Source organism: Agromyces mediolanus, assembly GCF_023715325.1.
Classification (GTDB): domain Bacteria; phylum Actinomycetota; class Actinomycetes; order Actinomycetales; family Microbacteriaceae; genus Agromyces; species Agromyces mediolanus_A.
Map to the genome: position 1 here is coordinate 76,245 of NZ_JAMBNX010000002.1, position 22,952 is coordinate 99,196.

Here is a 22,952-nt window from a genome sequence, read left to right on the forward strand (position 1 = left end):
TCAGCCATGGAATGGCTCATTCCCGTCATCATCGTCGTCGCGCTGGTCCTCATCATCGGCATCTACCTGTGGGCCACCTACAACTCCCTCGTCACGCTGAACGTGCGCGTCGACGAGGCGTGGAGCGACATCACGGTGCAACTGAAGCGCCGTGCCGACCTGATCCCGAACCTCATCGAGGCGGTCAAGGGCTACGCCGCGCACGAGAAGTCCGTGTTCGAATCGGTGACCCAGGCGCGCGCCGAGACCCTGCAGGCGCAGGGCCCCGTCGAAGCCGGTGCCGCCGAGAACCACATGCAGCAGGCGCTGAAGTCGATCTTCGCGGTCGCCGAGGCGTACCCGCAGCTGCAGGCGAGCCAGAACTTCCTCCAGCTGCAGTCGGAGCTCGTCGACACCGAAGACAAGATCCAGGCCTCGCGCCGCTTCTACAACGGCGGTGTGCGCGAGCTGAACACGAAGATCAAGGTGTTCCCGAACACGCTCTTCGTGCGGAGCCTCGGCTTCCACGAGCGCGAGTTCTTCGAGGTCGCGGAGCCGGCGGCGATCGCCGAGCCGCCGCGCGTGCAGTTCTGACGCGAGCGGAGCGCTGACGCCACCCGATGTATCGCGCAATCGCCAAGAACAAACGCAACACCGTCTTCACGATCCTGCTGTTCCTGCTCATCATCGGCGGGCTCGGCTGGCTCGCCGCCGCCATCTACGGCAACCTCACGATCGTGGTCATCACGCTCGTCGTGGCGATCGGCTACGCCCTCATCCAGTACTTCACGGCCGACCGGCAGGCGATCGCCATGTCGGGCGCCGTCGAGATCACCTCGAAGGCCGAGCACCCGAGGCTCTGGCGCGTCGTCGAGAACCTGTCGATCACGACCGGCACGCCGATGCCGCGCGTCTACGTCGTCTCCGACCCGGCGCCGAACGCGTTCGCGACCGGCCGCGACCCGCAGCACGCCTCCGTCGCCGCGACCACCGGGCTCCTCGAGCTCATGGACGACGCCGAGCTCGAAGGCGTCATGGCGCACGAGCTCGGGCACGTGCGCAACTACGACATCCGGCTCTCGATGATCGTGTTCGGGCTCGTCGTGGCCGTCGGCTTCATCTCCGACATGCTCGTGCGGATGGCCTTCTTCGGCGGCCGCGGCAACAACAACGGCAACCCCATCGTGATGATCTTCGGCATCGTGGCGATGCTCGTGGCGCCGCTCGTCGCGACCCTCGTGCAGCTCGCCGTGTCGCGCCAGCGCGAGTACCTCGCCGACGCGACCGGGGCGATGACGACGCGGCACCCCGACGCCCTCGCCCGGGCGCTGCTGAAGCTCGAGGCCTACGGCCGCCCCATGCAGCGGCAGAACACCTCGATGGCGCACCTCTGGATCGCCGACCCGCTGAAGCCGGGCATCGTCGACCGCCTGTTCGCCACGCACCCGCCGATCCCCGAGCGCGTGAAGCGCCTCGAAGAGATGGGCGGCAGCTTCTAAGCTGTGCGGCTCGCGAGTGGCGCCCTGCGCCGAGTCACTGCTCGGCGTGCGCCCGGTGCCCGTTCACTGCTCGGCGTGCGCCTCGAGGAAGGCGTAGACCTCGACGTCGTCGACGCCCGGGAACGTGCCGGAGGGCAGCGGCGAGAGCACGTGCGCGTGCAGCCGGGCGCTCGGCCACGCCCGGCCCGACCAGCGCTCCGCGAGGCCGTCGGGCGCGCGCCGGCAGCAGTTCTCGTCGGGGCAGCTCGAGGTCGCCCGCAGCGTCGTCTCGCGGCCGCGGAACCACTTCGCCTGGTTGAACGGCACGCCCACCGTGATCGAGAACTCCGCGGCATCCGTGCGTCCCGTCTGCGTCGCGCACCAGAAGGTGCCGGCCGGGGTGTCGGTGTACTGGTAGTTCTCCGTGGTGCGGTTGGTGTGCTCGAAGGCGGTGCGCGCGCTCCACTTCTTGCAGACCCACTGGCCTTCGATCGAGCCGGTGACATCGGTCGGCAGCGGCAGGCCGTCGTTCTCGTAGCCCTTCAGCAGGGCCCCGTCGCCCGCGACGCGGAGGAAGTGCAGCGTCATGTCGAGGTGCGAGGTCGCGAGGTTCGTGAAGCGGAGCGCGGCGGCTTCATGGGTGACGCCGAAGGCGTCCCGGAAGTCCTCGATCGCGAGGCGCCGGTCCTTCTTCGCCTCCTGCAGGAAGGCGACGGATGCCTCCTGCGGCATCAGGCACGCGGCCGCGAAGTAGTTGATCTCGAGCCGTTGCCAGAGGAACTCGTCGTAGCTCGCCGGCGGCGTGTGGCCGAGGAGCCGGTGCGCCATCGCCTGCAGCGCCATCGAGCGCAGGCCGTGACCGCCGGGGATCGACGCCGGCGGCAGGTAGATCCGGCCGTTTTCCAGGTCGGTGATGGAGCGCGTCGAGTCGGGCAGGTCGTCGACGTAGATCAGCTTGAAGCCGAGCCGCTCGGCCATCACGCTCACCTCGCGGTGGGTGAGCGCGCCCGAGCGGTGCCCGGAGGCGCGCACCTGCTCCTCCGCGAGCCGCTCGATGTCCGGGAGGAAGTTGGCGCGCTCGCGCATCCGCTCCCGCATCTCGGTGTTCGCCCGGCGCGCCTCCTCGGGCGTGGCGATCGCCTCGCTCGCCCGGCGCTGCAGCTCGCGGTGCAGTCCGACGATCGACTCGAGTGTCTCGTCGCTGATGCCGCGACCCGCGCGGATCGGCGGCAGGCCGAGGCTCGCGTAGAGCGGGCTCGCCTGCGCGCGGCCGAGCTCGAGCTCGAGCGCCGCGCGCCGGCTCGGCGCCTCGCGGGAGAGCAGTTCGGCGAGCTCGACGCCGAGGGCCGCGGAGAGGGCGTCGAGGGTCGACAGTTTCGGTTCGCGCTTACCGTTCTCGATGAGGGAGAGCTGGCTGCCGGCGAGGTCGACCAGCTCGCCGAGCTGGTCGAGGGTGAGCCCCCGCTCGCCGCGGAAGTGGCGGATGCGATGCCCGAGCGTCGCGAGGTCTGGGGTGCCGGCCTTCATGACTTAAGGATATCTAAAGATCGGTCATTCTTTCCAGATCTTTCCGCCAGATGTCCGTCCGGTCTTCCCGCATTCTTGAAGGACGGACCGATTCTGGTTCGGCCGAGCGGCCCCGCACGGCACCCAGCAGGAAGGCGCGACGACGATGACCCTCTCCGAGTTCTCCATCGGAACGGACTCCGACGCCCGCGAGACCCCCCGCGGCACCACCGACCCGGCCCTGCGCGCCTGGGTCGACGAGATCGCCGCCCTCACGAAGCCCGACGAGATCGTCTGGTGCGACGGCTCGAAGCAGGAGGCCGACCTCCTCACGAAGCAGCTCGTCGCCGAGGGCAAGCTGATCAAGCTCAACCCCGAGTGGCGCCCCAACAGCTACCTCGCCCGCACCGACGCCTCCGACGTCGCCCGCGTCGAGGACCGCACCTTCATCTGCTCGACGTACGAAGAGGACGCGGGCCCCACGAACAACTGGCGCGACCCGCGCGAGATGCGCGAAGAGCTCGTCGACGTCTTCGACGGCTCGATGAAGGGCCGCACCATGTACGTCGTGCCCTTCTCGATGGGCCCGCTCGGCGGCCCCATCTCGCAGCTCGGCGTCGAGATCACCGACTCGCCCTACGTCGTGCTCTCGATGGGCATCATGACGCGGATGGGCGAGCAGGTCTACCGCCTCATCGAGGCCGGCGAGCCGTGGGTGCACACCGTGCACTCGGTCGGCTACCCCCTCGTCGACGGCGTCGGCCAGCGCCGGGACGAGATCGAGTGGCCCTCGAACCCGACCAAGTACATCGTGCAGTTCCCGGACTCGCGCGAGATCTGGTCGTTCGGCTCGGGCTACGGCGGCAACGCCCTGCTCGCGAAGAAGTGCTTCGCGCTGCGCATCGCCTCGGTGATGGCGCGCGACGAGGGCTGGCTCGCCGAGCACATGCTGCTCATCAAGGTCACCTCGCCGGCCGGCAAGGTCTACCACATCGCCGCGGCGTTCCCCTCGGCGTGCGGCAAGACGAACCTCGCCATGCTCCGCCCGACCATCCCCGGCTGGACCGTCGAGACGATCGGCGACGACATCGCCTGGATGCGCCCCGGCGACGACGGCCGCCTCTACGCGATCAACCCCGAGGCCGGCTTCTTCGGCGTCGCGCCGGGCACCGGCGAGACGACGAACCCGACCGCCGTGCAGACCCTCTGGGGCAACACGATCTTCACGAACGTGGCGCTCCGCCCCGACGGCGACGTGTGGTGGGAAGGGCTCACCGACGAGGTGCCCGAGGAGCTCACCGACTGGCAGGGCCAGCCGTGGACCCCGGCATCCGGCCGGCCCGCGGCGCACCCGAACTCGCGCTTCACGGTGGCGGCCGCCCAGTGCCCGCAGATCTCCGACGACTGGGACGCCCACGACGGCGTGCCGATCGACGCCATCCTGTTCGGCGGTCGCCGTGCGACCAACGTGCCGCTCGTCGCGCAGGCCCGCTCGTGGAAGCACGGCGTGTTCATGGGCGCGACGATCTCCAGCGAGAAGACCGCGGCCGCCGAGGGCACCGTCGGCGAGCTGCGCCGCGACCCGTTCGCCATGCTGCCCTTCTGCGGCTACAACATGGCCGACTACTGGGGCCACTGGGTGAAGATGGGCCGCGTGCTGGGCGACCGCGCGCCGCAGATCTTCCAGGTCAACTGGTTCCGCAAGGGCGCCGACGGTTCCTTCCTCTGGCCCGGGTTCGGTGAGAACTCGCGCGTCATCGAGTGGATCGTCGGCCGCCTCGAGGGCGACGCCGACGCGGCGGAGACGCCGATCGGCCTCCTGCCCGCCGAGGGCGCGCTGAACCTCGACGGCCTCGAGATCACGGACGACGAGCTCGAGCAGCTCTTCCGCGTCGACCCCGCCTCGTGGCTCGCCGAGTGCGAGCTGACCGACGAGTACTTCGCCCAGTTCGGCGACCGGGTGCCCGCCGCCCTCCGCGCCGAGCTGTCGAGCCTCCGCTACCACCTCGAGCACGGGCAGGTGCCCGTGACCGACTGAGTGAGGTCCCGTCGATCGTGCGCCCCGGCCACCGGGGCGCACGATCGAGCGGAGGAGGATCGCGCCGGGGTCCCAGGTCTGGCGCGATCCTCGTCCGCTCGATCGACTCGATGACGGGAAACGGCGCGGGATGCGTCATCATGGGATGCGCAGACCGATGGATGCTGCGGGCGCTGTGGGCACGGGAAGGCGCACCGCCCGCGGCATCCATGGGTCTACGGACCCGCCGCGGGCGTTGTGGGCACGGGAAGGCGCACCGCCCGCGGCAATCTCACTTCTCTCGAGTTGCCCGACTTTCATGAAAGTCGGGCAACTCGAGGAGTCGAGCCCGGGCCTGCCGAGGCCCCGAGCCCCGGGGAGTCGAGCCCGGCCCTGCCGAGGCACCGAACCCCGGGGAGTCGAGCCCGGGCCTGCCGAGGCCCCGAACCCCCGACTTGCCCGACTTGCCCGACTTTCATGAAAGTCGGGCAACCCTCCGCGGTTGTGAGCGGGTACGCCTCGGCATCCACAGAGTCGTCGTGCCCGGAGTGGCGGGCGTCCCCGACCGCGCAAGGTGTGGCCATGACGTCGCACGCAGAACTCCCTGAAGAGATCGATCCCGGAGTCGGGTTCAGCGTGCGCGCTGCCCGAGGCGCCGGGGTCGGACGGGGCCGACTCCAGAACGCGTCGCTTGCGGCTCCGGTCTACGGCATGCGCATCGACGCCGCGACGCAGGTCACGCGCATCGATCGGTGTCGGCTGCTGCTCGGGAGGCTCGAGCCGCCCGTCTACCTCAGCCACCGTACCGCCGCGGAGATCTGGCGGCTTCAGCTGCCGGTGGCCCTCGACGATCCGATCCATCTCAGCGTGCTCGCGCCGCGTCGGGCCCCTCACGCCGCCGGGATCCGCGGCCACCAGCTCCGGCTGCGGCCCGGTGACGTCGCCACGGTCGACGGGCTCCCGGTGACGACCCCGGTGCGCACCTGGCTCGACCTCGGGGCGGCCGGAGCATCCGTCGAAGAGCTCGTCATCGCGGGCGATCGGATCTTGCATCGGCGGTCACCGCTCGCGGGCCTCGGCGATCTCGTGCGGCGGACGAACGGATGGCGCGGACGCGGCGGCGCCCGGCTGCGCGCCGCACTGCCGCTGCTCGATCCGGGGAGCGATTCGTCCCCCGAGACGCGGGTGCGACTGGCGATGGCAGGGCGGGGGTTCCCCGCGCCCGTGGCGCAGTTCCGCGTCCTGGATGCCGCGGGCGGATTCGTGGCGGTGTCCGATCTCGCCTTTCCGGAGTACCTGGTGGCCTGCGAGTACGAGGGAGACCATCATCGGAGCGATCCTCGGCAGTGGAGCAGCGACCTCGCTCGGTTCAATCGCTACACCGCTGCGGGGTGGGCGGCGTTCCGGCTCAGTGCGGCCGACCTCGCTGCGCTGGACGAGGCGCTCGATCTCGTCGAACGCGCGCTTCGCGCCCGCGGGTGGCGCGGCCCGAGGTAACTGGCCGCACGGACTTGCCCGACTTTCATGAAAGTCGGGCAAGCCCGTGGAACGGTTCAGGAGTTGCCGGACTTACATGAAAGTCGGGCAACCCTGGTGGGGGCGGAGCTCAGACGAGGAGCTGGTGCTCGGCGAGCTCGCGGTAGAGGGGCACGGTAGCGACGAGCTCCGAGTGCGTGCCCTCGCCGATGATGCGCCCGTCGTCGAGCACGACGATGCGGTCGGAGTCGACGACGGTCGAGAGCCGGTGCGCGATCACGATGAGTGTGCGGCCGGCGGCGACCTCGTCGATCGCCTCCCGCATCATCCGCTCGTTCACCCCGTCGAGCGAGGAGGTCGACTCGTCGAGCAGCAGGATCGGCGGCGCCGCGAGCAGCGCCCGCGCGATCGCGAGCCGCTGCCGTTCGCCGCCGGAGAGCATGATGCCGTCCTCGCCGACCTGCGCGCCGAGGCCGGCGGGGTCTCGTTCCAGCACGCCGCCGAGGTTCACCGCGCGGAGCACGTGCGCACACTCCTCGTCGCTCGCCGACGGGCTGCCGAGCAGCAGGTTGTCGCGGAGGGTGCCGGCCAGCACCGGGGCATCCTGCTCGACGTAGCCGATCTGCGCGCGCAGCTCGGCGCGGTCGATGGAGCGGAGGTCGAGCCCGCCCATGCGGACCTCGCCGACCGAGGGGTCGTAGAACCGCTCGACGAGCGCCAGGATCGTCGACTTGCCGGCGCCCGAGGGCCCGACGAGGGCGACGCGCTGCCCGCGGGGCACCGCGAACGACACACCGCGGAGCACCGCCTGGCGCTCGGTCACCGAGGGCTCGGGGGCGTCGGCGTCGGCGGAGCCGTTGCCCGGGTCGGCGGGATCCTGCGGCGAGGTCTGCGCGTAGGCGAAGTGCACGTCGTCGAACTCGATCGCGGGCGCCTCGGGCCGGACGCCCTCGTTCGCCGGGCCGACGACCACGGCGAGCGGGGCGAGCTCGCGGTCGTGCGCGTCCTCGTCGGGCAGGTCGAGGATCTCCTGGATGCGGCCGAGCGCGCCGAGCGCCTGGTTCACCGAGGTGATCGCGCCGAACGCCTGCCCGAGCGGCAGGATCATCATGAACAGGAACAGGATGAACGCGACGAGGCTCGCCACCGTGATCGCACCGGACGCCACGCGGAAACCGCCGACGCCGAGCACGACGAGGAACGAGACCTGCATCGCGATGCCGGCGATCGGCACGATGAGCGCCGAGATCTTCGCGACCTTCACGCCCATCCGCCAGGCGCCCTCGGCCTCGGCCTGCACGTCGGCGAGCTCGCGCTCGGTGGCGCCCGCGGCGCGGATGGTGCGCACCGAGCTGATCGCCCGCTCGACCGAGGCGGCGACGTCGCCGACCTTCGCCTGCGCGGCGTGCGAGGCGTCGCGCACGCGGGCGGAGAGCAGCGTGACGGTGGTGATGGCGACCGCGATGACGAGCACGGTGAGCCCGAGCAGCACGGGGTCGATGACGAGCATCGCGATGAGCGCGCCGACGAACGTGACCGCACCGCCGACCGCTTCGACGAGACCCTGGGTGAGCACCGCCCGGAGCATCGTCGTGTCGCTGCCGACGCGGGAGACGAGGTCGCCCGTGCGGCGGGTGTCGAACTCGGCGATCGGCAGGCGCAGGAGCTTCGCGACGAGCTGCTTGCGACTGGACAGCACGACGCCCTCGCCCGTGCGCTGCAGCAGGTAGTGCTGGTAGCCGGTGATGATGCCGCTCACCACGACGAGGGCGATGAGCGCCCAGACGATCCAACCGAGCGGATCGCCGGCCTCGACGACCGTGATGACCTGGCTCACGAGGAGCGGCTGCGCGAGGCTCGCGAGCGCCCCGACGATCGAGAGGATCGCGACCCAGACGAGCACCGGGCGGTGCTCGAAGACGAAGGGCAGCAGCTGACGGAACGTGGCACGCGGGCCAGGGGGAGTCTCGCGGCGGCCGAAGCGGGAACGGGCGGGAGAGGTCGGGGTGCTCATCGGTCTAGCAGCCTACGCCGTCGGGCTCGGAGATCGCCCAGGTACGGCACGATGGGGGGATGACTCGTCCTGCACTCGTCGCGATCTCGCACGGCACCTCCTCGCTCGAGGGGGCTTCCGCGGTGCGCGGCCTCGTCAAGGCCGTCGGTGCCCGGCTGATGCGGGGCGGCGGCATGCTCCCCGGCTCGGCCGGCCACGCGGCGTCGAGTGCGGCGGCCCTGCGCCTCGGCCACGTCGACGTCGAACAGCCCGACGTGCCGGCGACGCTCGCGAGCCTCCCGGCGGGGATGCCGGCCGTCGTCGTCCCGCTGCTGCTCTCGGCCGGGTACCACGTGCACGTCGACCTCGCCGAGGCGGTCGCCGCCGAGCGGTCGCGGACGATCGGACTGGCCGGGGCGCTCGGCCCCGACGACCGGCTCGCGCGCGTGCTCGTGCGGCGCCTGATCGAGGCCGGGTGGCGGGCCGGCGACGCCGTCGTGCTCGCCGCCGCCGGCTCGAGCGACGCCCGCGCCGTGGCCGACTGCGCGCAGATGGGGGAGCGGCTCGCCCGGGAGCTCGGAGCATCGGTGGCGATCGGGTACCTCTCGGCGGCCGAGCCGACGCTGGAGGAGGCCATCCGGCGGGCGGTAGGCCCGAACGCCGACCCGGACGCCGACCCAGCCGCCGCCCGCCGCGTCGTCGTCGCGAGCTACCTCCTCGCGCCCGGCTACTTCCAGGACCTCGCCGTCGCCACGGCCCGGGAGGCGGGTGCCGCCGCCGTCACCGAGCCGCTGCTCCGCGCGGGTGCGCTGCCCCCGGAGGAGCTCGCCGAACTCGTCGTCGACCGCTTCGCCGCGGCGGCCGCCCGCCTGTCAACCATGTGACGCAATACGGCGCGGCGAGACATCCCGTTTCCTCGCGTGACGACCGCGTCGTCACGAAGGTGCCGCCCGATTCCCGCTCGCCTAGCGTCGCTCCCACGGCGACCACCGCCGTCCCTCCGACGGGGGTGAGCAGCAGGGAGCTGGCATGACGCTGGGCGAGACGGAGACGAGGCCGGTCGAGCAGGCCGCGCCGGCCCGGCGCGCCGCCGGGGTCCGTCCGGCGCGCGGGGCGAACAAGCCGAACGGGCAGTGGAAGGTCGACGGCCGCGCGCCGCTGAACGCCAACGAGGAGTGGAAGCAGCAGGACGGCGGACTCGCCGTCCGCGAGCGCATCGAACGGATCTACGCGGCCGGCGGCTTCGCGAGCATCGACCCGACCGACCTGCACGGGCGCTTCCGCTGGTGGGGGCTGTACACCCAGCGGAAGCCCGGCATCGACGGCGGCAAGACCGCCACCCTCGAGCCGCACGAGCTCGAGGACGAATACTTCATGCTGCGGGTGCGCATCGACGGTGGGCAGCTCACCACCGAGCAGCTGCGCACCATCGGCGGGATCTCGACCGAGTTCGCCCGCGACACCGCCGACCTCACCGACCGCCAGAACGTGCAGCTGCACTGGGTCCGCGTCGAGGACGTGCCCGAGATCTGGCGGCGCCTCGAGGCCGTCGGCCTCTCCACGACCGAGGCGTGCGGCGATGTGCCCCGGGTCATCCTCGGCTCGCCGGTCGCCGGCATCGCCGCCGACGAGCTCATCGACCCGACGCCGCAGATCGAGGAGATCCAGCGCCGCTACCTCGGCGACCCGGAGTTCGCGAACCTGCCCCGCAAGTTCAAGAGCGCGATCACGGGGCATCCGAGCCAGGACGTGGTGCACGAGATCAACGACGTCGCCTTCGTCGCCGTCGAGCACCCCGAGCTCGGCGTCGGCTACGACCTCTGGGTCGGCGGCGGCCTCTCCACCGCCGCGCACCTCGCCGTGCGGACCGGCACCTTCGTGACCCCGGACCGGGTCGCCGAGGTGTGGGAGGGCGTCGTCTCGATCTTCCGCGACTACGGCTACCGGCGGCTGCGCAACCGTGCGCGGCTCAAGTACCTCGTCGCCGACTGGGGCGCCGAGCGGTTCCGCGAGGTGCTCGAGACCGAGTACCTCGCCGAGCCGCTGCCCGACGGCCCCGCCGCGCCGAAGCCGATCGCCCAGGGCGACCACGTCGGCGTGCACCGGCAGCGCGACGGCCGCTTCTACCTCGGCGCGACGCCGCTCGTCGGCCGGCTCTCCGGCACCACCCTCACCGCGATCGCCGAGCTGCTCGAGGGTGTCGGCTCCGGGCGGCTGCGCACCACCCCGCACCAGAAGCTCGTGCTGCTCGACATCGAGGAGCGCGACGTCGAGCGCGTCGTCGCCGGGCTCGACGGGCTGGGGCTGCAGGTGCGGCCGAGCCTCATCCGGCGGGGCACGATCGCCTGCACCGGCATCGAGTACTGCAAACTCGCCATCGTCGAGACGAAGGAGACCGCCTCGCGGGCCGTCGTCCGGCTCGAGGAGCGCCTCGCGGGGCTCGAGCTGCCGCACCCGATCAGCCTGCACGTGAACGGCTGCCCGAACTCCTGTGCACGCATCCAGACCGCCGATATCGGGCTCAAGGGCCAGTTGCTGCCCGACGGCGACGGCGGGCAGACGCCCGGCTTCCAGGTGCACCTCGGCGGCGGGCTCGCCTCCGCGCACCGCGAGGAGGCCGGCACCGGGCGCACCGTCCGCGGCCTCAAGGTCACCGCCGACGGGCTCGCCGACTACGTCGAGCGCGTCGTGCGCCGCTTCCTCGCCGAGCGCGACCAGACGGCGGCGGAGACCTTCGCCGAGTGGGCGCACCGGGCCGACGAGGAGGCGCTGCGATGAGCGCGACAGGCGAGACGACGCTGGCGCCCAGGCGGGCGCGGACGCGGGATGCGGATCCGACCGGCGGGGAGGCCCTGCGGTGAGCGCGGCGCTGGCGCCCAGGCGGACGCGGACGCGGGATGCCGGCGAGCTCCGCGCGCTCGCCGAGGCCGGTGCCGCCGAGCTGGCCGGTGCCGAGGGCGGCGAGGCGAGCGCCCACGCCGTCGTCGCCTGGGCGGCCCAGCACTTCGACGCCGAGCTCGCGGCGGTCGCCTGCTCGATGGCCGACGCCGTGCTGCCGCACCTCGTCGCCCAGTCGCTGCCCGGGGTCGACGTGCTCTTCCTCGACACCGGCTACCACTTCGCCGAGACGCACGAGACCCGCGATGCCGTGGCGAGGGGGCTCGACGTGCGCGTCGTCGACGTCCGCCCGACGCAGTCCGTGGCCGAGCAGGACGCCGAGTTCGGCGCGGAGCTCTTCGCCCGCGAGCCGGGGCTCTGCTGCCAGCGCCGCAAGGTCGAGCCGCTGCGGGGCTCGCTCGCGGGCTACGAGCTCTGGTTCACCGGGGTGCGTCGCGATGAGGCGCCCACCCGGGCGGGCACCCCCCTCGTCGCCTGGGACGAGCGCAACGGGCTCGTGAAGGTGAACCCCCTGGCGGCCTGGAGCTTCGAGGAGCTCACCGACTACGCGACGGCCTTCGGGGTCCCGGTGAATCCGCTCCTCGGCCGCGGCTACCCCTCGATCGGCTGCGAGCCGTGCACGAAGCCGGTCGCCGCCGGCGAAGACCCGAGGTCCGGCCGCTGGGCCGGCCTCGCCAAGACGGAATGCGGGTTGCACGTATGACGGTCTCCACCCCATCGCCGAGGCTCGCTCCCGCTCCCCGGGCGTCGAGCCGGTTCGAGGTGCTCGACCAGCTCGAGGCCGAGGCGATCCACATCATCCGCGAGGTCGTCGCCGAGTTCGAGCGTCCCGTGCTGCTGTTCTCCGGCGGCAAGGACTCCGTCCTCGTGCTGCACCTCGCCAGGAAGGCGTTCTGGCCGGGCCGGGTGCCGTTCCCGGTGCTGCACGTCGATACCGGGCACAACTTCCCCGAGGTGCTGGCGTTCCGCGACGAGACCGTCGCGCGCCTCGGCATCCGCCTCGAGGTCGCCCGGGTGCAGGACTACCTCGACGACGGCCGGCTCCAGGAGCGCGCCGACGGCACCCGCAACCCGCTGCAGACCCAGCCGCTGCTCGACGCCATCGCCGCCGGCCGGCACGACGCCGTCTTCGGCGGTGCCCGCCGTGACGAGGACAAGGCGCGGGCGAAGGAGCGCATCCTGAGCCTCCGCGACGAGTTCGGGCAGTGGGACCCGCGCAACCAGCGCCCCGAGCTGTGGAGCCTGTACAACGGGCGGCACACGCCCGGCCAGCACGTGCGGGCCTTCCCGATCTCGAACTGGACCGAGCTCGACGTGTGGCGCTACCTCGAGCGCGAGCGGATCGAGCTGCCGCCGCTCTACTTCGCGCACGAGCGCGAGGTGTTCCGCCGTGACGGCATGTGGCGCGCCGTCGGCGAGCACTCGCTGCCCCGCCCCGACGAGTCCGTCGAGCGACGCACCGTGCGCTACCGCACGGTCGGCGACATGAGCTGCACCGGCGCGGTCGAGTCCGTGGCGGCCGACCTCGCCGCCGTCACCGCGGAGGTCGCCGCCTCGACGCTCACGGAGCGCGGGGCGACCCGCGCCGACGACCGCATCTCCGAGGCCGCCATGGAGGACCGCAAGAAGGACGGGTACTTCTGATGAGCACGCTGCTGCGCTTCGCGACCGCGGGCTCGGTCGACGACGGCAAGTCCACCCTCGTCGGCCGGCTGCTGCACGACGCGAAGGCGATCCTCGCCGACCAGTTCGCGCAGATCGAGTCCGCGAGCCGGGCGCGCGGCTTCGGCGGCGATGCCGGCGGCTTCGACTTCGCGCTGCTCACCGACGGGCTGCGCGCCGAACGCGAGCAGGGCATCACGATCGACGTCGCCTACCGCTACTTCGCGACCGACCGGCGCTCCTTCATCCTCGCCGACTGCCCCGGCCACGTGCAGTACACCCGGAACATGGTGACCGGGGCGACGACCGCCGACGTCGTCGTCGTGCTGGTCGACGCGCGGAAGGGCGTGCTCGAGCAGACCCGGCGTCACCTCGCCGTCGTGCGGCTCCTGCGCGTGCCGCACGTCGTTGTGGCGGTGAACAAGATCGACCTGCTCGGCTACGACCCGGAGCCGTTCGCCCGGGTGGCCGAGGAGGTCGCGGCGGTCGCGGACGAGCTCGGTCTCGACGGGGTGCACGTCGTCCCGGTCTCGGCGCTCGCCGGCGACAACGTCGTCGAGCGCTCACCGCGCACGCCCTGGTACGCGGGCCCCGCCCTGCTCGAGCTGCTGGAGACCCTGCCGTCCGCCGAGGAGCTCGCGGCGTCCGCCGAGGACGGCGGTGAACCGTTCCGCCTCGACGTGCAGCTCGTGCTGCGCCCGCAGGGCGCGCTCGCACCCGAGCTCGCGGCGGTGCCGGGCGCCGAGGCGGAGTACCGCGATTACCGCGCCTTCGCCGGGCGGATCACGAGCGGCACCGTACGCACCGGGGACCTCGTCGAGGTGCTGCCCGCGGGGATCCTGACCACGGTGGTCGGCATCGATACGGCGGACGGGCCGCTCGCGGAGGCTCGGGCGCCGCGCTCGGTCGCGCTCCGGCTCGCGGACGAGGTGGATGCCGCGCGCGGCGCCGTCATCGCCGCGGCCGACGCCTCGCCGGCTCCCGTGCGGGAGCTCGAGGCGGAGCTGTTCCAGCTCGACGCCCGCCCGCTCGTCGCCGGGGCCCGCGTGCTCGTGAAGGCGGGCACCGCGACGGTCCCCGCGCTCGTCGCCGAGATCACCGGCCGACGCGACCTCGACACGCTGCGCACCGCGCCCGCCGACCGGCTGGAGACGAACGACATCGGTCGCGCCGTCATCCGGCTCGGCGCCGCGCTCCCCATCGAGGAGTACGAGGCCAGTCGCGGTGCCGGCGGCTTCCTCGTCATCCACCAGCAGGACGGCGCGACCCTCGCCGCCGGCACCCGCTCGACGGGCTGAGCGGCACTCCCGCCCGCTGCCCACCCCGCCGCGTTCCCATCCCACCCCACCGCGATCCCCGAGGAGGCGACCACCATGCACCACCGCACCACCCGACCCAGCCGCATCAGCCGAGCGATCGCGATCATGGCGGCCGGGGCCGCGATGCTGACCGGCTGCGCCGCGGCCGCGACGGCCGACCCGGGGCCGGATGCCTCGTCGGAGCCCGCCGCGGAGCTCCGCCTGGGCTACTTCGCGAACGTCACCCATGCGCCCGCCCTCGTCGGCCTCGAAGAGGGCTTCTTCGCCGACACCCTCGGCGACACGAAGCTGCGCACCGAGGTCTTCAACGCCGGGCCCGCCGCGGTCGAGGCGCTCTCAGCCGGCGCGATCGACGCCGCCTACCTCGGGCCCAACCCCGCGATCAACACCTTCGTGAAGTCGGGCGGCGAGTCCGCGGTCATCGTCGCCGGCGCCGCCTCCGGCGGAGCGGCGCTCGTCGTCCGCGACGGCATCGACGAGCCCGCCGACCTCGCCGGCGCGACGCTCGCGACCCCGCAGCTCGGCAACACCCAGGACGTGGCCCTCCGCACCTGGCTCGCCGACGAGGGCTTCGCGACCGACACGACCGGCGGCGGCGCGGTGAAGATCACCCCGACCGAGAACGCGCAGACGCTGACCCTCTTCCAGCAGGGACAGCTCGACGGCGCCTGGCTGCCCGAGCCCTGGGTGTCCCGCCTCGTGCTCGAAGGGGGCGCCCACGTGCTCGTCGACGAGGCGGAGCTGTGGCCGGACGGAGACTTCCCGACGACGGTGCTGCTCGTGTCCAAGCGCTTCCTCGACGAGCACCCCGCCACCGTGCGCGCCCTCGTCGACGGGCACGCCGAGGCCGTGCGCTTCCTCGCCGACGAGCCCGAGCGCGCCGCCGCCGACCTCAACGCGAAGCTCGCCGCAGACACGGGCAAGCCGCTCGACGACGCGGTGCTCGCCCGCGCGCTCGAGCACGTGCGGTTCACCGTCGACCCGGTCGCCGGGGCGTTCGAGGACGTCCTCGCGAACGGCGTCGCCGCCGGGACCGCGAAGGACGGCTCCATCGACGGGCTGTTCGCGCTCGGCATCCTGAACGAGGTGCTCGAGGAGCGCGGCGAGCCGACCGTCTCGGCCGGCGGGCTGGGCACCCAATGACGGCGACGGCGATCCGGCTGACCGCGGTCGGCAAGCGCTTCGGCGGCCCGCGCTCGCCGCAGGTGCTCGACGGCATCGACCTCGAGGTCGGCGAGGGGGAGTTCGTGTGCCTCCTCGGGGCCTCCGGATGCGGCAAGTCGACGCTCCTGAACCTCGTCGCCGGACTCGACGCGCCGACGTCGGGCTCGATCGAGGTGCCCGGTGACGGGGCCGCGGTGATGTTCCAGGAGTCGGCCCTGATGCCCTGGCTCACGGCCCGGCGGAACGTCGAGCTCGCCCTCCGGCTCCGTGGAGCTCCGCGCGCGGGGCGCCGCGCCGAGGCCGAACGGCTGCTCGGCCTCGTGAACCTGGCCGACGCGGCCGACCAGCGGCCCCACGAACTGTCCGGCGGCATGCGCCAGCGGGTCGCGCTCGCCCGTGCGCTCGCGCAGGACCGCACCGTGCTGCTCATGGACGAGCCCTTCGCCGCGCTCGACGCGATCACCCGCGACCTGCTGCACGAGGAGCTCGAGCGGGTCTGGCGTGAGACCGGCCGCACCATCCTCTTCGTCACGCACAACGTGCACGAGGCGGTGCGGCTCGCGCAGCGGATCGTGCTGCTGTCGAGCCGGCCCGGGCGCGTCGCGGGCCAGTGGCGGACGGATGCCCCGGGCCTCGACGCCGGAACGGTCGCCCGCGAGATCACCGAGCGACTGCGGAAGGAGATCGCGAGCAATGCCGCCTGAACTCGTGCGGGACGCCCTCGCGGAAGATCGCCGCGCCGCGGCGGGGGAGCCGGCGGCGCCGGGCGCGCCGTCGTCCGAGTCGAGGTCGTCCTCCGACGCGGCCGTCCCGCCCTCCGCGAGCGAGCTGCGGGCGCTCGAAGCCGGCCTCGACCGCCTGCAGACCGCGCCGCTCGAACGCGAACCGTGGTGGCGGCGGGCCGCGCGCGGCATCCTGCCCCCGATCGTGCTGCTCGTGGTGCTCGTCGCCGTCTGGCAGGCGTACACGGTCATCGCCGAACCCCGGCCCGACCTGTACCCGGGCCCGCTCGACGTGCTCGCCTCGATCGGCGGCGCCTGGGAGTCGGGGCGGCTCCAGCTCGCCGTCGGCACCAGCCTCGAGCGAGGGGTCCTCGGCTTCCTGATCGCCGCCGCGATCGGCACGCCGATCGGCCTGCTGCTCGCCGAGTCCCGACCGCTCCAGCGAGCCTTCGGCCCGTTCGTCTCCGGCCTGCAGGTGCTGCCCTCGGTCGCCTGGGTGCCCGCCGCGATCATCTGGTTCGGCCTCTCGGACGCGACCGTGTACTTCGTCATCCTGATGGGGGCGGTGCCCTCGATCGTGAACGGCCTCGTCGCCGGCGTCCGCCAGGTGCCGCCGCAGCTGCGCCGGGTCGGCCGGGTGCTCGGTGCGAGCCGGGCCGAGCTCGCCGCCCTCGTGGTGCTCCCCGCCGCCCTGCCCGGCTACCTCGCCGGACTGAAGCAGGGCTGGGCGTTCTCCTGGCGCTCGCTCATGGCCGCGGAGATCATCGCGACCGGCGGCTCCATCGGCTTCGGCCTCGGCGCGCTGCTCGACCAGGGGCGACAGCTCGCCGACCTCTCGGCGGTGTTCGTCGCGATCCTCGCCATCCTCGTCATCGGCATCCTCGTCGAGCTCGCCGTCTTCGCCCCGCTCGAACGGGCGCTGCTCCGCCGCCGCGGGCTGCTCCCGACCGGAGGTGCGCGATGAGCGGCGGGCGCGCGATGACCGTCGGGCACGCGCCGCGCGGCGCGACCGGGCTCGTGCAGCTCGTCGGCGCGGGGCCCGGCGACCTCGGCCTGCTGACCGTGCGCGGCCTGCGCGCGATCGAGGCCGCCGAGGTGATCGTCGCCGATCGGCTCGGCGCCCGCGCGGTGCTCGACCAGCTCGAGGTCGAACGGGGGTGCCCGCTCGACGCCGAGATCGTCGACGTCGGCAAACGCCCCGGGCATCACGCCGTACCGCAGGAGGGCATCATCGCGCTCCTCGTCGAGCTGGCCCTCGCCGGTCGGCGCGTCGTGCGGCTGAAGGGCGGCGACCCCTACGTCTTCGGCCGCGGCGGCGAGGAGCTCGCCGCGTGCCGCGCCGCGGGCGTCGACGTCGAGGTCGTGCCCGGCATCACGAGCGCCGTCTCGGTGCCGGCCGTCGCCGGCATCCCGCTCACGCACCGCGGGCTCGCGACCGCGTTCACCGTCGCGACCGGCCACGACCAGATCGCCGAGCTCGGCGGCGGCCGCGACCACACCGTGGTGCTGCTGATGGGGGTCGGCACGCTCGCCAACTCGGCGACGACGCTCGCCCGGGGCGGGCGTGGCGCCGACTGCCCGGTCGCGATCGTCGAGGACGGCTACGGGCCGGGGCAACGGGTCACGATCGGCACGCTCGGCACCATCGCGGTGCAGGCGGCGCTGCGCGGGGTCCGCTCGCCGGCCGTCGTGGTCGTGGGCGACGTCGTGCGGCTGAGCCCCTACGCGCCCGCCGAGCTCGCCGTGGACGGCTACGCCGTCGCCGCGGCGCACGATCCCTTCGCGCTGCACGGCACGCCGGACGATCCGGTCGCGCCGCCCGCCGGCGCGCCCTCCGAGAAAGGCTCCTGATGACCCTCCCCGCACTCCGTGTCGCGATCGTCGGCGCCGGCCCCGCCGGCGTCTACGCGGGCAATCTCCTGCGCGCGGCCGTCGCCGAGGCCGGCGGCTCGGTCGCGATCGACCTCTTCGAGTCGCTGCCCGCCCCGTACGGGCTCATCCGGTACGGCGTCGCGCCGGACCATCCGCGCATCAAGGGCATCGTCGCCTCCCTGCACGAGATGCTCGACGAACCCGGGATCCGATTCCTCGGCAACGTCGAGATCGGCCGCGACCTCGGCCTGGACGAACTGCACGCGCGCTACCACGCGGTGATCCTCGCGACGGGCGCGATCCGCGACGCCGCGCTCGAGCTTCCCGGCATCGGCCTGCCCGGCTCCTACGGCGCGGCCGACTTCGTCGCCTGGTACGACGGGCACCCCGACGTGCCGCGCGAGTGGCCGCTCGAGGCGCGCGAGGTGGCGGTGATCGGCAACGGCAACGTCGCGCTCGACGTCGCCCGCATCCTCGCGAAGCATCCCGTCGACCTGCGCAGCACCGAGGTGCCGGCGAACGTGCTCGCCGGCCTCGACGCCTCGCCCGTCACCGACGTGCACGTCTTCGGCCGTCGCGGGCCCGCCGACGTCAAGTTCACCCCGATCGAGCTTCGCGAACTCGGCGAGGTGCCGGGCGTGGACATCGTGCTCGACGAGGCGGACTTCGTCGCCGAGGACGCGCTCGCCGCGGCGGGCGAAATTCCCGCGGGTCGCACGAACCAGGTGAAGATCATGCTCCGCACCCTGAACTCGTGGCGCGGTCGCAGCACCGGTGCGCCGCGCCGCCTGCACCTGCACTTCCATCACGTCCCGCTCGAGGTGCTCGGCGCCGAGCGGGTCGAGGGCGTGCGCTTCGCGCGCACCGAGGTGCGTGCCGACGGGGTGGTGCGGCCCAGCGGGGAGCTCCGCGACGTCGCCGTGGGCGCCGTGTACCGCGCGGTCGGCTACTTCGGCTCGCCGGTCTCGGGCGCGCCCTTCGACGCGTCGCGCGGCGTCGTGCCGAACGAGGCGGGGCGCGTTCAGGACGGGCGGGGCGAGGCCGTGCCGGGCCTCTACGCCACCGGATGGATCAAGCGCGGCCCGGTCGGCCTCATCGGCCACACGAAGAGCGACGCGATGGAGACCGTCGCGAACCTCGTGGCGGACGCGGCCGCCGGGCGGCTGCCGGCTCCCGTGGTGGCGGATGCCGAGGCGGAGGTGCTGGACCTGCTCGACGCCCGCGGCGTGGAGCCCACGAGCTGGGCGGGCTGGCTCGCCCTCGACGCGCACGAACGCGGTCTCGGCGAGGCCGACCGGTACCCGCGCGAGCGGGTCAAGCTCGTGCCGCGGGAGGCGCAGGTGCGCGTCTCACGGGAGGGCGCGCTCGCCCCGCGGTGACGGCGCGCGCCGGCCTCAGAGCACCGCCGAGGACTCGAGGCCCGCCTCGTCGAAGTCGACGTCGCGGGTCTCCTTCGAGACGAGCAGCGCGATGAGCGTCAGCACCCCCATCACCGAGAGGTAGATGCCGACCCAGAACGGGCTGCCGCCGCCGGCCTGCCAGAGCGCCACGGCGATGAACGGCGCGACCGCCGCACCGAGGATCGACGAGACGTTGTAGGAGATGCCCGAGCCCGTGTACCGCACGTTCGTCGGGAACAGCTCCGGAAGCAGCGCCCCCATCGGGCCGAAGGTCATGCCCATGAGCGCGAAGCCCACGACGAGCCAGGCCATCACCCCGGCGAAGCCGGCCGAGAGCAGCGGCACCCAGACGAGGCCGAACACGATGATGCCGAGCGTCACCCAGATCAGGGTGCGGCGGCGGCCCCAGCGGTCGGCCCACGGGCCGGACAGCAGGGTGAAGACGCCGAAGAAGAGCACGCCGCCGATGAGCATCAGCACGAAGGTGTTGTACGAGTAGCCGAGGCCCGGCAGCGCGCCGTCGGCGGCTTCGACGGGCGCCCGCCCATAGCTCAGCGAGAACGTCGTCATCAGGTAGAAGAGCACGTAGGTGGCGAGCATGAAGAAGGTGCCGAGGATCAGCTGACGCCAGTGGGTGCGGAACACCGTCGCGAGCGGCAGACGCTGGATGCGGCCCTGCTTCTCGGCCTTCGAGAACGCGGTCGACTCGACGAGTCGCAGCCGCACCCAGAGGCCGACGGCGACCATCACGATCGAGAACAGGAACGGGATGCGCCAACCCCAGTCGAGGAAGGCCTGGGAGGGCATCGAGGGGTCGTCGGAGGGCAGGGCCGCGGCGATGATGAGGAACAGGCCGTTCGCGATGATGAAGCCGATCGGTGCACCGAGCTGGGGGAAGGTGCCGTACCAGGCGCGCTTGCCCTTCGGGGCGTTCTCGGTCGCGACGAGCGCCGCCCCCGACCACTCGCCGCCGAGGGCGAAGCCCTGCGCGATGCGGAGGATGACGAGGAGCAGCGGCGCGAACCAGCCGACCACGTCGTACGTCGGCAGCACGCCGATCAGGAAGGTCGCGATGCCCATGGTGAGCAGCGCGCCGACGAGGGTCGCCTTGCGGCCGATCTTGTCGCCGAGGTGCCCGAAGACGACCGCGCCGAGGGGGCGGGCGACCATGGCCGCGCCGAACACGGCGAAGGAGGAGAGCAGCGCGGTGGTCGCGTCGCCGGTCGGGAAGAACAGGTGCGGGAAGACGAGGACCGCCGCGGTCGCATAGACGTAGAAGTCGTAGAACTCGATCGTCGTGCCGATGAGGCTGGCGAGGATGACCCGGCTGCGCGGATTGGCCGGCGCGGCGGGGGCGGTCGATGGGGCTGACATGCTGCAGAGACTCCGTGCGGTTCGAGGCCCCGCGGACTGGCGTCGGTCTGGCGTCGGTTCCGCTGGTGGCGGGGTGATCTGCTGCTTGTGGCAACCCGAAAACCTTACGCGCGAGCGGCCCGCGCGGCGGCTCTGCTGCGACGAACGGTCGGATCCGGGCGACGAGCGGTGCGCGGCGCGTCAATCGAAGGTTCGAAGCGGGGCACATGCCGCCTCGTTAGGCTAGGGGCATGGACACCATCTTCACCGTTCTGCACGTCGTCACCGCGGTCTTCATCGTCGGGCCGATGGCGATCATCCCGATGACGGCGATGCGGGCGGTGCGCGCGGGCAACGCCGCGCAGGTCCGCGTGCTCGCGAAGTCGACGACGATCTTCAGCTGGCTCTCGCTCATCGTCTTCGTGCTCGGCTTCGGCGTCATGGGCATGGCCGACGAGAAGTACGGCCTCAGCTTCACGACGCCGTGGATCCTCTGGTCGATCATCCTCTACGTCATCGCCTTCGCCCTCAGCGTCTTCCTCGTCGTCCCGGCGATGAACAAGGCCGCCGACGCGCTCGAGGCGAGCGCCGCCGCGAGCGCGGGTGGCGCCGTGGCCGCCGAGAAGTCCGGCTACCCGGCGATCGCCGCGGGAAGCGGCATCGTGTCGCTCCTCCTCGTCGTCGTTGTCGTGCTCATGGTCTGGAAGCCGTAGCGCACCCTGCACCACGCCGAAGCGCCTCGGAACCGACCGGTTCCGAGGCGCTTCGTCGTCGCGGGCGAGACCCCGGCTACGCGCCGGCGAGTGCCAGCATCTCGGTTGACCATGACCATGACCATGACCATGACCATGACCATGACCATGATCGCGATCGGGGGTGCCTCGGTCCTGAGCGCTTGCGCCCACCTACGTGCAACACCGACGCCCGGTGGCAACAAAACGGATGCCCGGTTGTAACAAAACTGAGTGCCGTGGAAACAACCCTCTCGAGAGCCGTGACATACGGTTCCATGGAGACAGAATCGGGTGAGCAACGTTGAATAGAGCGAAACTTAGTACCTTGGCCTGCACTCTTGCGACCGGTTTGTTGGTTTTCCCCGTGGGCGGGCCCGCAAATGCCATTGAACCTCAGGGCGAGGCCGATCCGGCGAGCCTGAGTGATGGAACGAGCATCCTGATCCCGGTCGCTTTCGACGCCGAAATCGCGAGTCAGCACGGATACGAGCTCCGATGGGATGGGTCCGGCGCGGCATACTCGGTACCGAAGACAAACGCCGAGAACGATTTCACCGACAGCGCATTCCTCGGAATGCTCGACGCGGACAATAACGTGATCGATGGTCAGCGAGGCGCTGTGGCGCGCGGGACGGTCTGGGGCAACTGCGGCACTTCCTCGTTCGACTTCACAGCAGGAAATTCACAGTTCAAGACCAGCTATTCGATCGCTCCGAACTACGGGGCGCCGATCAGTCACGATTGGACCGTGACGGTTACGACCACCGGAATGGGGGGTCAGTCTGGCTGGTACGACCTGTCGGGCCTCCCGTCGTGGGGCAGCCCGTCGTGGAGTGCGACGCGAGCGGTTACCCAGAACTACACCGGCCACGCGAACGGAGTTGCGAGCGGTGAAGTCCTCGTCACCTCTGGCACCATCTGCAATTCGGGGAACCCCGCCGATAGCTATTGATGGCGATGGGGTGGCCCAGGCGGGCCACCCCATTCTTTACCTGCGCCTCGGACAACTTACGCGCGGACTCGGATGTGGTCCGCGATCGCCGTCTTGTAGTCTCCCGCCCTTGCCCTGAGATCTGCACTCACGATCAGGGTGTCGTGGCCGATGTCCCAGACGTCCTCTGTGGACGTTGGCTGAATGAACACAGTCAGGTGGAACGGCCGCGCCGCGCGGCCGAGGAGTATCTCCGCTTCCTGGACAAGCTCTAGATACAGGAAATCAGGCGTTGACGCGGCGTCACGACTTGCGCGGTGTTCCGCTCTCCAAGCCATCATGTCGTCGGCAATCGATGGTTCGAGCTGTCGCACCACGGCACGAAGCTCTGGGTCTCCTGGGAGATCTTCCGTGCGGAGAGGCCAGGTTCCATACGCTTCCGACTCGC

At 72.0% G+C, this 22,952-nt stretch carries 20 protein-coding genes; 16 read left to right on the forward strand and 4 right to left on the reverse strand.

Annotated elements, in window-relative coordinates; translation table 11 throughout:
- Positions 1–6: 6 nt before the first annotated feature.
- Positions 7–573, forward strand: coding sequence for a LemA family protein (locus M3147_RS04175; RefSeq protein WP_251202224.1), 567 nt, complete (start codon positions 7–9; stop codon positions 571–573).
- Between the two features lie 26 nt (positions 574–599).
- Entirely contained in the window at positions 600–1,478 is an 879-nt protein-coding gene (locus tag M3147_RS04180; RefSeq protein ID WP_251202225.1) for a M48 family metalloprotease, read from the forward strand.
- 63 nt (positions 1,479–1,541) lie between these two features.
- On the opposite strand, the gene M3147_RS04185 is transcribed toward M3147_RS04180, so the two are convergent.
- Entirely contained in the window at positions 1,542–2,984 is a 1,443-nt protein-coding gene (locus M3147_RS04185) for a helix-turn-helix domain-containing protein (protein WP_251202226.1), read from the reverse strand.
- Positions 2,985–3,129: 145 nt separating this feature from the next.
- On the opposite strand from M3147_RS04185, the gene M3147_RS04190 reads away from it, so the two are divergent.
- Together M3147_RS04190 and M3147_RS04195 are read left to right on the forward strand one after the other, a co-directional pair.
- The gene (locus tag M3147_RS04190) at positions 3,130–5,001 is read left to right on the forward strand and encodes a phosphoenolpyruvate carboxykinase (GTP) (protein WP_251202227.1); all 1,872 of its coding nucleotides are present in this window, start codon (positions 3,130–3,132) and stop codon (positions 4,999–5,001) included.
- Positions 5,002–5,562: 561 nt separating this feature from the next.
- On the forward strand, positions 5,563–6,477 hold the full coding sequence (locus M3147_RS04195; protein ID WP_251202228.1) for a hypothetical protein: 915 nt from the start codon (positions 5,563–5,565) through the stop codon (positions 6,475–6,477).
- Positions 6,478–6,586: 109 nt separating this feature from the next.
- Here M3147_RS04195 and M3147_RS04200 read toward each other — a convergent pair whose 3' ends face one another.
- A complete protein-coding gene (locus tag M3147_RS04200; RefSeq protein WP_251202229.1) occupies positions 6,587–8,470 on the reverse strand; it encodes an ABC transporter ATP-binding protein in 1,884 nt (627 codons plus the stop codon).
- 59 nt (positions 8,471–8,529) lie between these two features.
- Between M3147_RS04200 and M3147_RS04205 the strand changes: the two genes are divergently transcribed.
- The 10 genes from M3147_RS04205 (at position 8,530) to M3147_RS04250 (ending at position 19,465) form a co-directional block, all read left to right on the forward strand.
- Positions 8,530–9,333 (forward strand): sirohydrochlorin chelatase, encoded by an 804-nt coding sequence (locus tag M3147_RS04205; protein ID WP_251202230.1) that lies wholly within the window; start codon positions 8,530–8,532, stop codon positions 9,331–9,333.
- 145 nt (positions 9,334–9,478) lie between these two features.
- Entirely contained in the window at positions 9,479–11,227 is a 1,749-nt protein-coding gene (locus M3147_RS04210; protein ID WP_251202231.1) for a nitrite/sulfite reductase, read from the forward strand.
- A 79-nt stretch (positions 11,228–11,306) separates the two neighbouring features.
- Positions 11,307–12,050: a phosphoadenylyl-sulfate reductase gene (locus M3147_RS04215; protein WP_251202232.1), complete on the forward strand. Its 744-nt coding sequence runs from the start codon at positions 11,307–11,309 to the stop codon at positions 12,048–12,050.
- The gene (gene cysD / locus M3147_RS04220; RefSeq protein WP_251202233.1) at positions 12,047–12,991 is read left to right on the forward strand and encodes a sulfate adenylyltransferase subunit CysD; all 945 of its coding nucleotides are present in this window, start codon (positions 12,047–12,049) and stop codon (positions 12,989–12,991) included. Before M3147_RS04215 ends, cysD begins: the two co-directional genes overlap by 4 nt.
- Positions 12,991–14,307 (forward strand): sulfate adenylyltransferase subunit 1, encoded by a 1,317-nt coding sequence (locus tag M3147_RS04225; RefSeq protein ID WP_251202234.1) that lies wholly within the window; start codon positions 12,991–12,993, stop codon positions 14,305–14,307. Before cysD ends, M3147_RS04225 begins: the two co-directional genes overlap by 1 nt.
- Positions 14,308–14,382: 75 nt before the next feature.
- Positions 14,383–15,471, forward strand: coding sequence for an ABC transporter substrate-binding protein (locus tag M3147_RS04230; RefSeq protein WP_251202235.1), 1,089 nt, complete (start codon positions 14,383–14,385; stop codon positions 15,469–15,471).
- Positions 15,468–16,196, forward strand: a complete 729-nt coding sequence (locus M3147_RS04235) for an ABC transporter ATP-binding protein (RefSeq protein ID WP_251202236.1) — start codon at positions 15,468–15,470, stop codon at positions 16,194–16,196. Before M3147_RS04230 ends, M3147_RS04235 begins: the two co-directional genes overlap by 4 nt.
- The gene (locus M3147_RS04240) at positions 16,186–17,178 is read left to right on the forward strand and encodes an ABC transporter permease (RefSeq protein ID WP_251202237.1); all 993 of its coding nucleotides are present in this window, start codon (positions 16,186–16,188) and stop codon (positions 17,176–17,178) included. The genes M3147_RS04235 and M3147_RS04240 overlap by 11 nt, the downstream gene beginning before the upstream one ends.
- Positions 17,175–18,065 carry a uroporphyrinogen-III C-methyltransferase gene (cobA, locus tag M3147_RS04245; RefSeq protein WP_251202238.1) on the forward strand — a complete coding sequence of 297 codons (891 nt, stop codon included), beginning with the start codon at positions 17,175–17,177 and terminating at the stop codon, positions 18,063–18,065. Before M3147_RS04240 ends, cobA begins: the two co-directional genes overlap by 4 nt.
- Positions 18,065–19,465 (forward strand): FAD-dependent oxidoreductase, encoded by a 1,401-nt coding sequence (locus M3147_RS04250; RefSeq protein WP_251202239.1) that lies wholly within the window; start codon positions 18,065–18,067, stop codon positions 19,463–19,465. The genes cobA and M3147_RS04250 overlap by 1 nt, the downstream gene beginning before the upstream one ends.
- Positions 19,466–19,480: 15 nt before the next feature.
- Here the strand turns inward: M3147_RS04250 and M3147_RS04255 are convergent, their stop codons facing one another.
- Entirely contained in the window at positions 19,481–20,860 is a 1,380-nt protein-coding gene (locus M3147_RS04255; RefSeq protein ID WP_251202240.1) for an MFS transporter, read from the reverse strand.
- 230 nt (positions 20,861–21,090) lie between these two features.
- On the opposite strand from M3147_RS04255, the gene M3147_RS04260 reads away from it, so the two are divergent.
- Entirely contained in the window at positions 21,091–21,552 is a 462-nt protein-coding gene (locus M3147_RS04260) for a DUF2269 family protein (RefSeq protein ID WP_251202241.1), read from the forward strand.
- Between the two features lie 385 nt (positions 21,553–21,937).
- Complete coding sequence (locus M3147_RS04265) at positions 21,938–22,525, forward strand: hypothetical protein (protein WP_251202242.1); 588 nt, start codon at positions 21,938–21,940, stop codon at positions 22,523–22,525.
- A gap of 56 nt (positions 22,526–22,581) precedes the next feature.
- Here M3147_RS04265 and M3147_RS04270 read toward each other — a convergent pair whose 3' ends face one another.
- A complete protein-coding gene (locus tag M3147_RS04270; protein WP_251202243.1) occupies positions 22,582–22,881 on the reverse strand; it encodes a hypothetical protein in 300 nt (99 codons plus the stop codon).
- Positions 22,882–22,952 lie beyond the last annotated feature (71 nt).

Excerpts from the sequence above, each read along its gene's own strand:
- M3147_RS04175 (WP_251202224.1), top strand. The coding sequence starts at position 7 with ATGGAATGGCTCATTCCCGTCATCATCGTCGTCGCGCTGGTCCTCATC.
- M3147_RS04180 (WP_251202225.1), top strand. The coding sequence starts at position 600 with ATGTATCGCGCAATCGCCAAGAACAAACGCAACACCGTCTTCACGATC.
- M3147_RS04185 (WP_251202226.1), bottom strand. The coding sequence starts at position 2,984 with ATGAAGGCCGGCACCCCAGACCTCGCGACGCTCGGGCATCGCATCCGC.
- M3147_RS04190 (WP_251202227.1), top strand. The coding sequence starts at position 3,130 with ATGACCCTCTCCGAGTTCTCCATCGGAACGGACTCCGACGCCCGCGAG.
- M3147_RS04195 (WP_251202228.1), top strand. The coding sequence starts at position 5,563 with ATGACGTCGCACGCAGAACTCCCTGAAGAGATCGATCCCGGAGTCGGG.
- M3147_RS04200 (WP_251202229.1), bottom strand. The coding sequence starts at position 8,470 with ATGAGCACCCCGACCTCTCCCGCCCGTTCCCGCTTCGGCCGCCGCGAG.
- M3147_RS04205 (WP_251202230.1), top strand. The coding sequence starts at position 8,530 with ATGACTCGTCCTGCACTCGTCGCGATCTCGCACGGCACCTCCTCGCTC.
- M3147_RS04210 (WP_251202231.1), top strand. The coding sequence starts at position 9,479 with ATGACGCTGGGCGAGACGGAGACGAGGCCGGTCGAGCAGGCCGCGCCG.
- cysD (WP_251202233.1), top strand. The coding sequence starts at position 12,047 with ATGACGGTCTCCACCCCATCGCCGAGGCTCGCTCCCGCTCCCCGGGCG.
- M3147_RS04225 (WP_251202234.1), top strand. The coding sequence starts at position 12,991 with ATGAGCACGCTGCTGCGCTTCGCGACCGCGGGCTCGGTCGACGACGGC.
- M3147_RS04230 (WP_251202235.1), top strand. The coding sequence starts at position 14,383 with ATGCACCACCGCACCACCCGACCCAGCCGCATCAGCCGAGCGATCGCG.
- M3147_RS04235 (WP_251202236.1), top strand. The coding sequence starts at position 15,468 with ATGACGGCGACGGCGATCCGGCTGACCGCGGTCGGCAAGCGCTTCGGC.
- M3147_RS04240 (WP_251202237.1), top strand. The coding sequence starts at position 16,186 with ATGCCGCCTGAACTCGTGCGGGACGCCCTCGCGGAAGATCGCCGCGCC.
- cobA (WP_251202238.1), top strand. The coding sequence starts at position 17,175 with ATGAGCGGCGGGCGCGCGATGACCGTCGGGCACGCGCCGCGCGGCGCG.
- M3147_RS04250 (WP_251202239.1), top strand. The coding sequence starts at position 18,065 with ATGACCCTCCCCGCACTCCGTGTCGCGATCGTCGGCGCCGGCCCCGCC.
- M3147_RS04255 (WP_251202240.1), bottom strand. The coding sequence starts at position 20,860 with ATGTCAGCCCCATCGACCGCCCCCGCCGCGCCGGCCAATCCGCGCAGC.
- M3147_RS04260 (WP_251202241.1), top strand. The coding sequence starts at position 21,091 with ATGGACACCATCTTCACCGTTCTGCACGTCGTCACCGCGGTCTTCATC.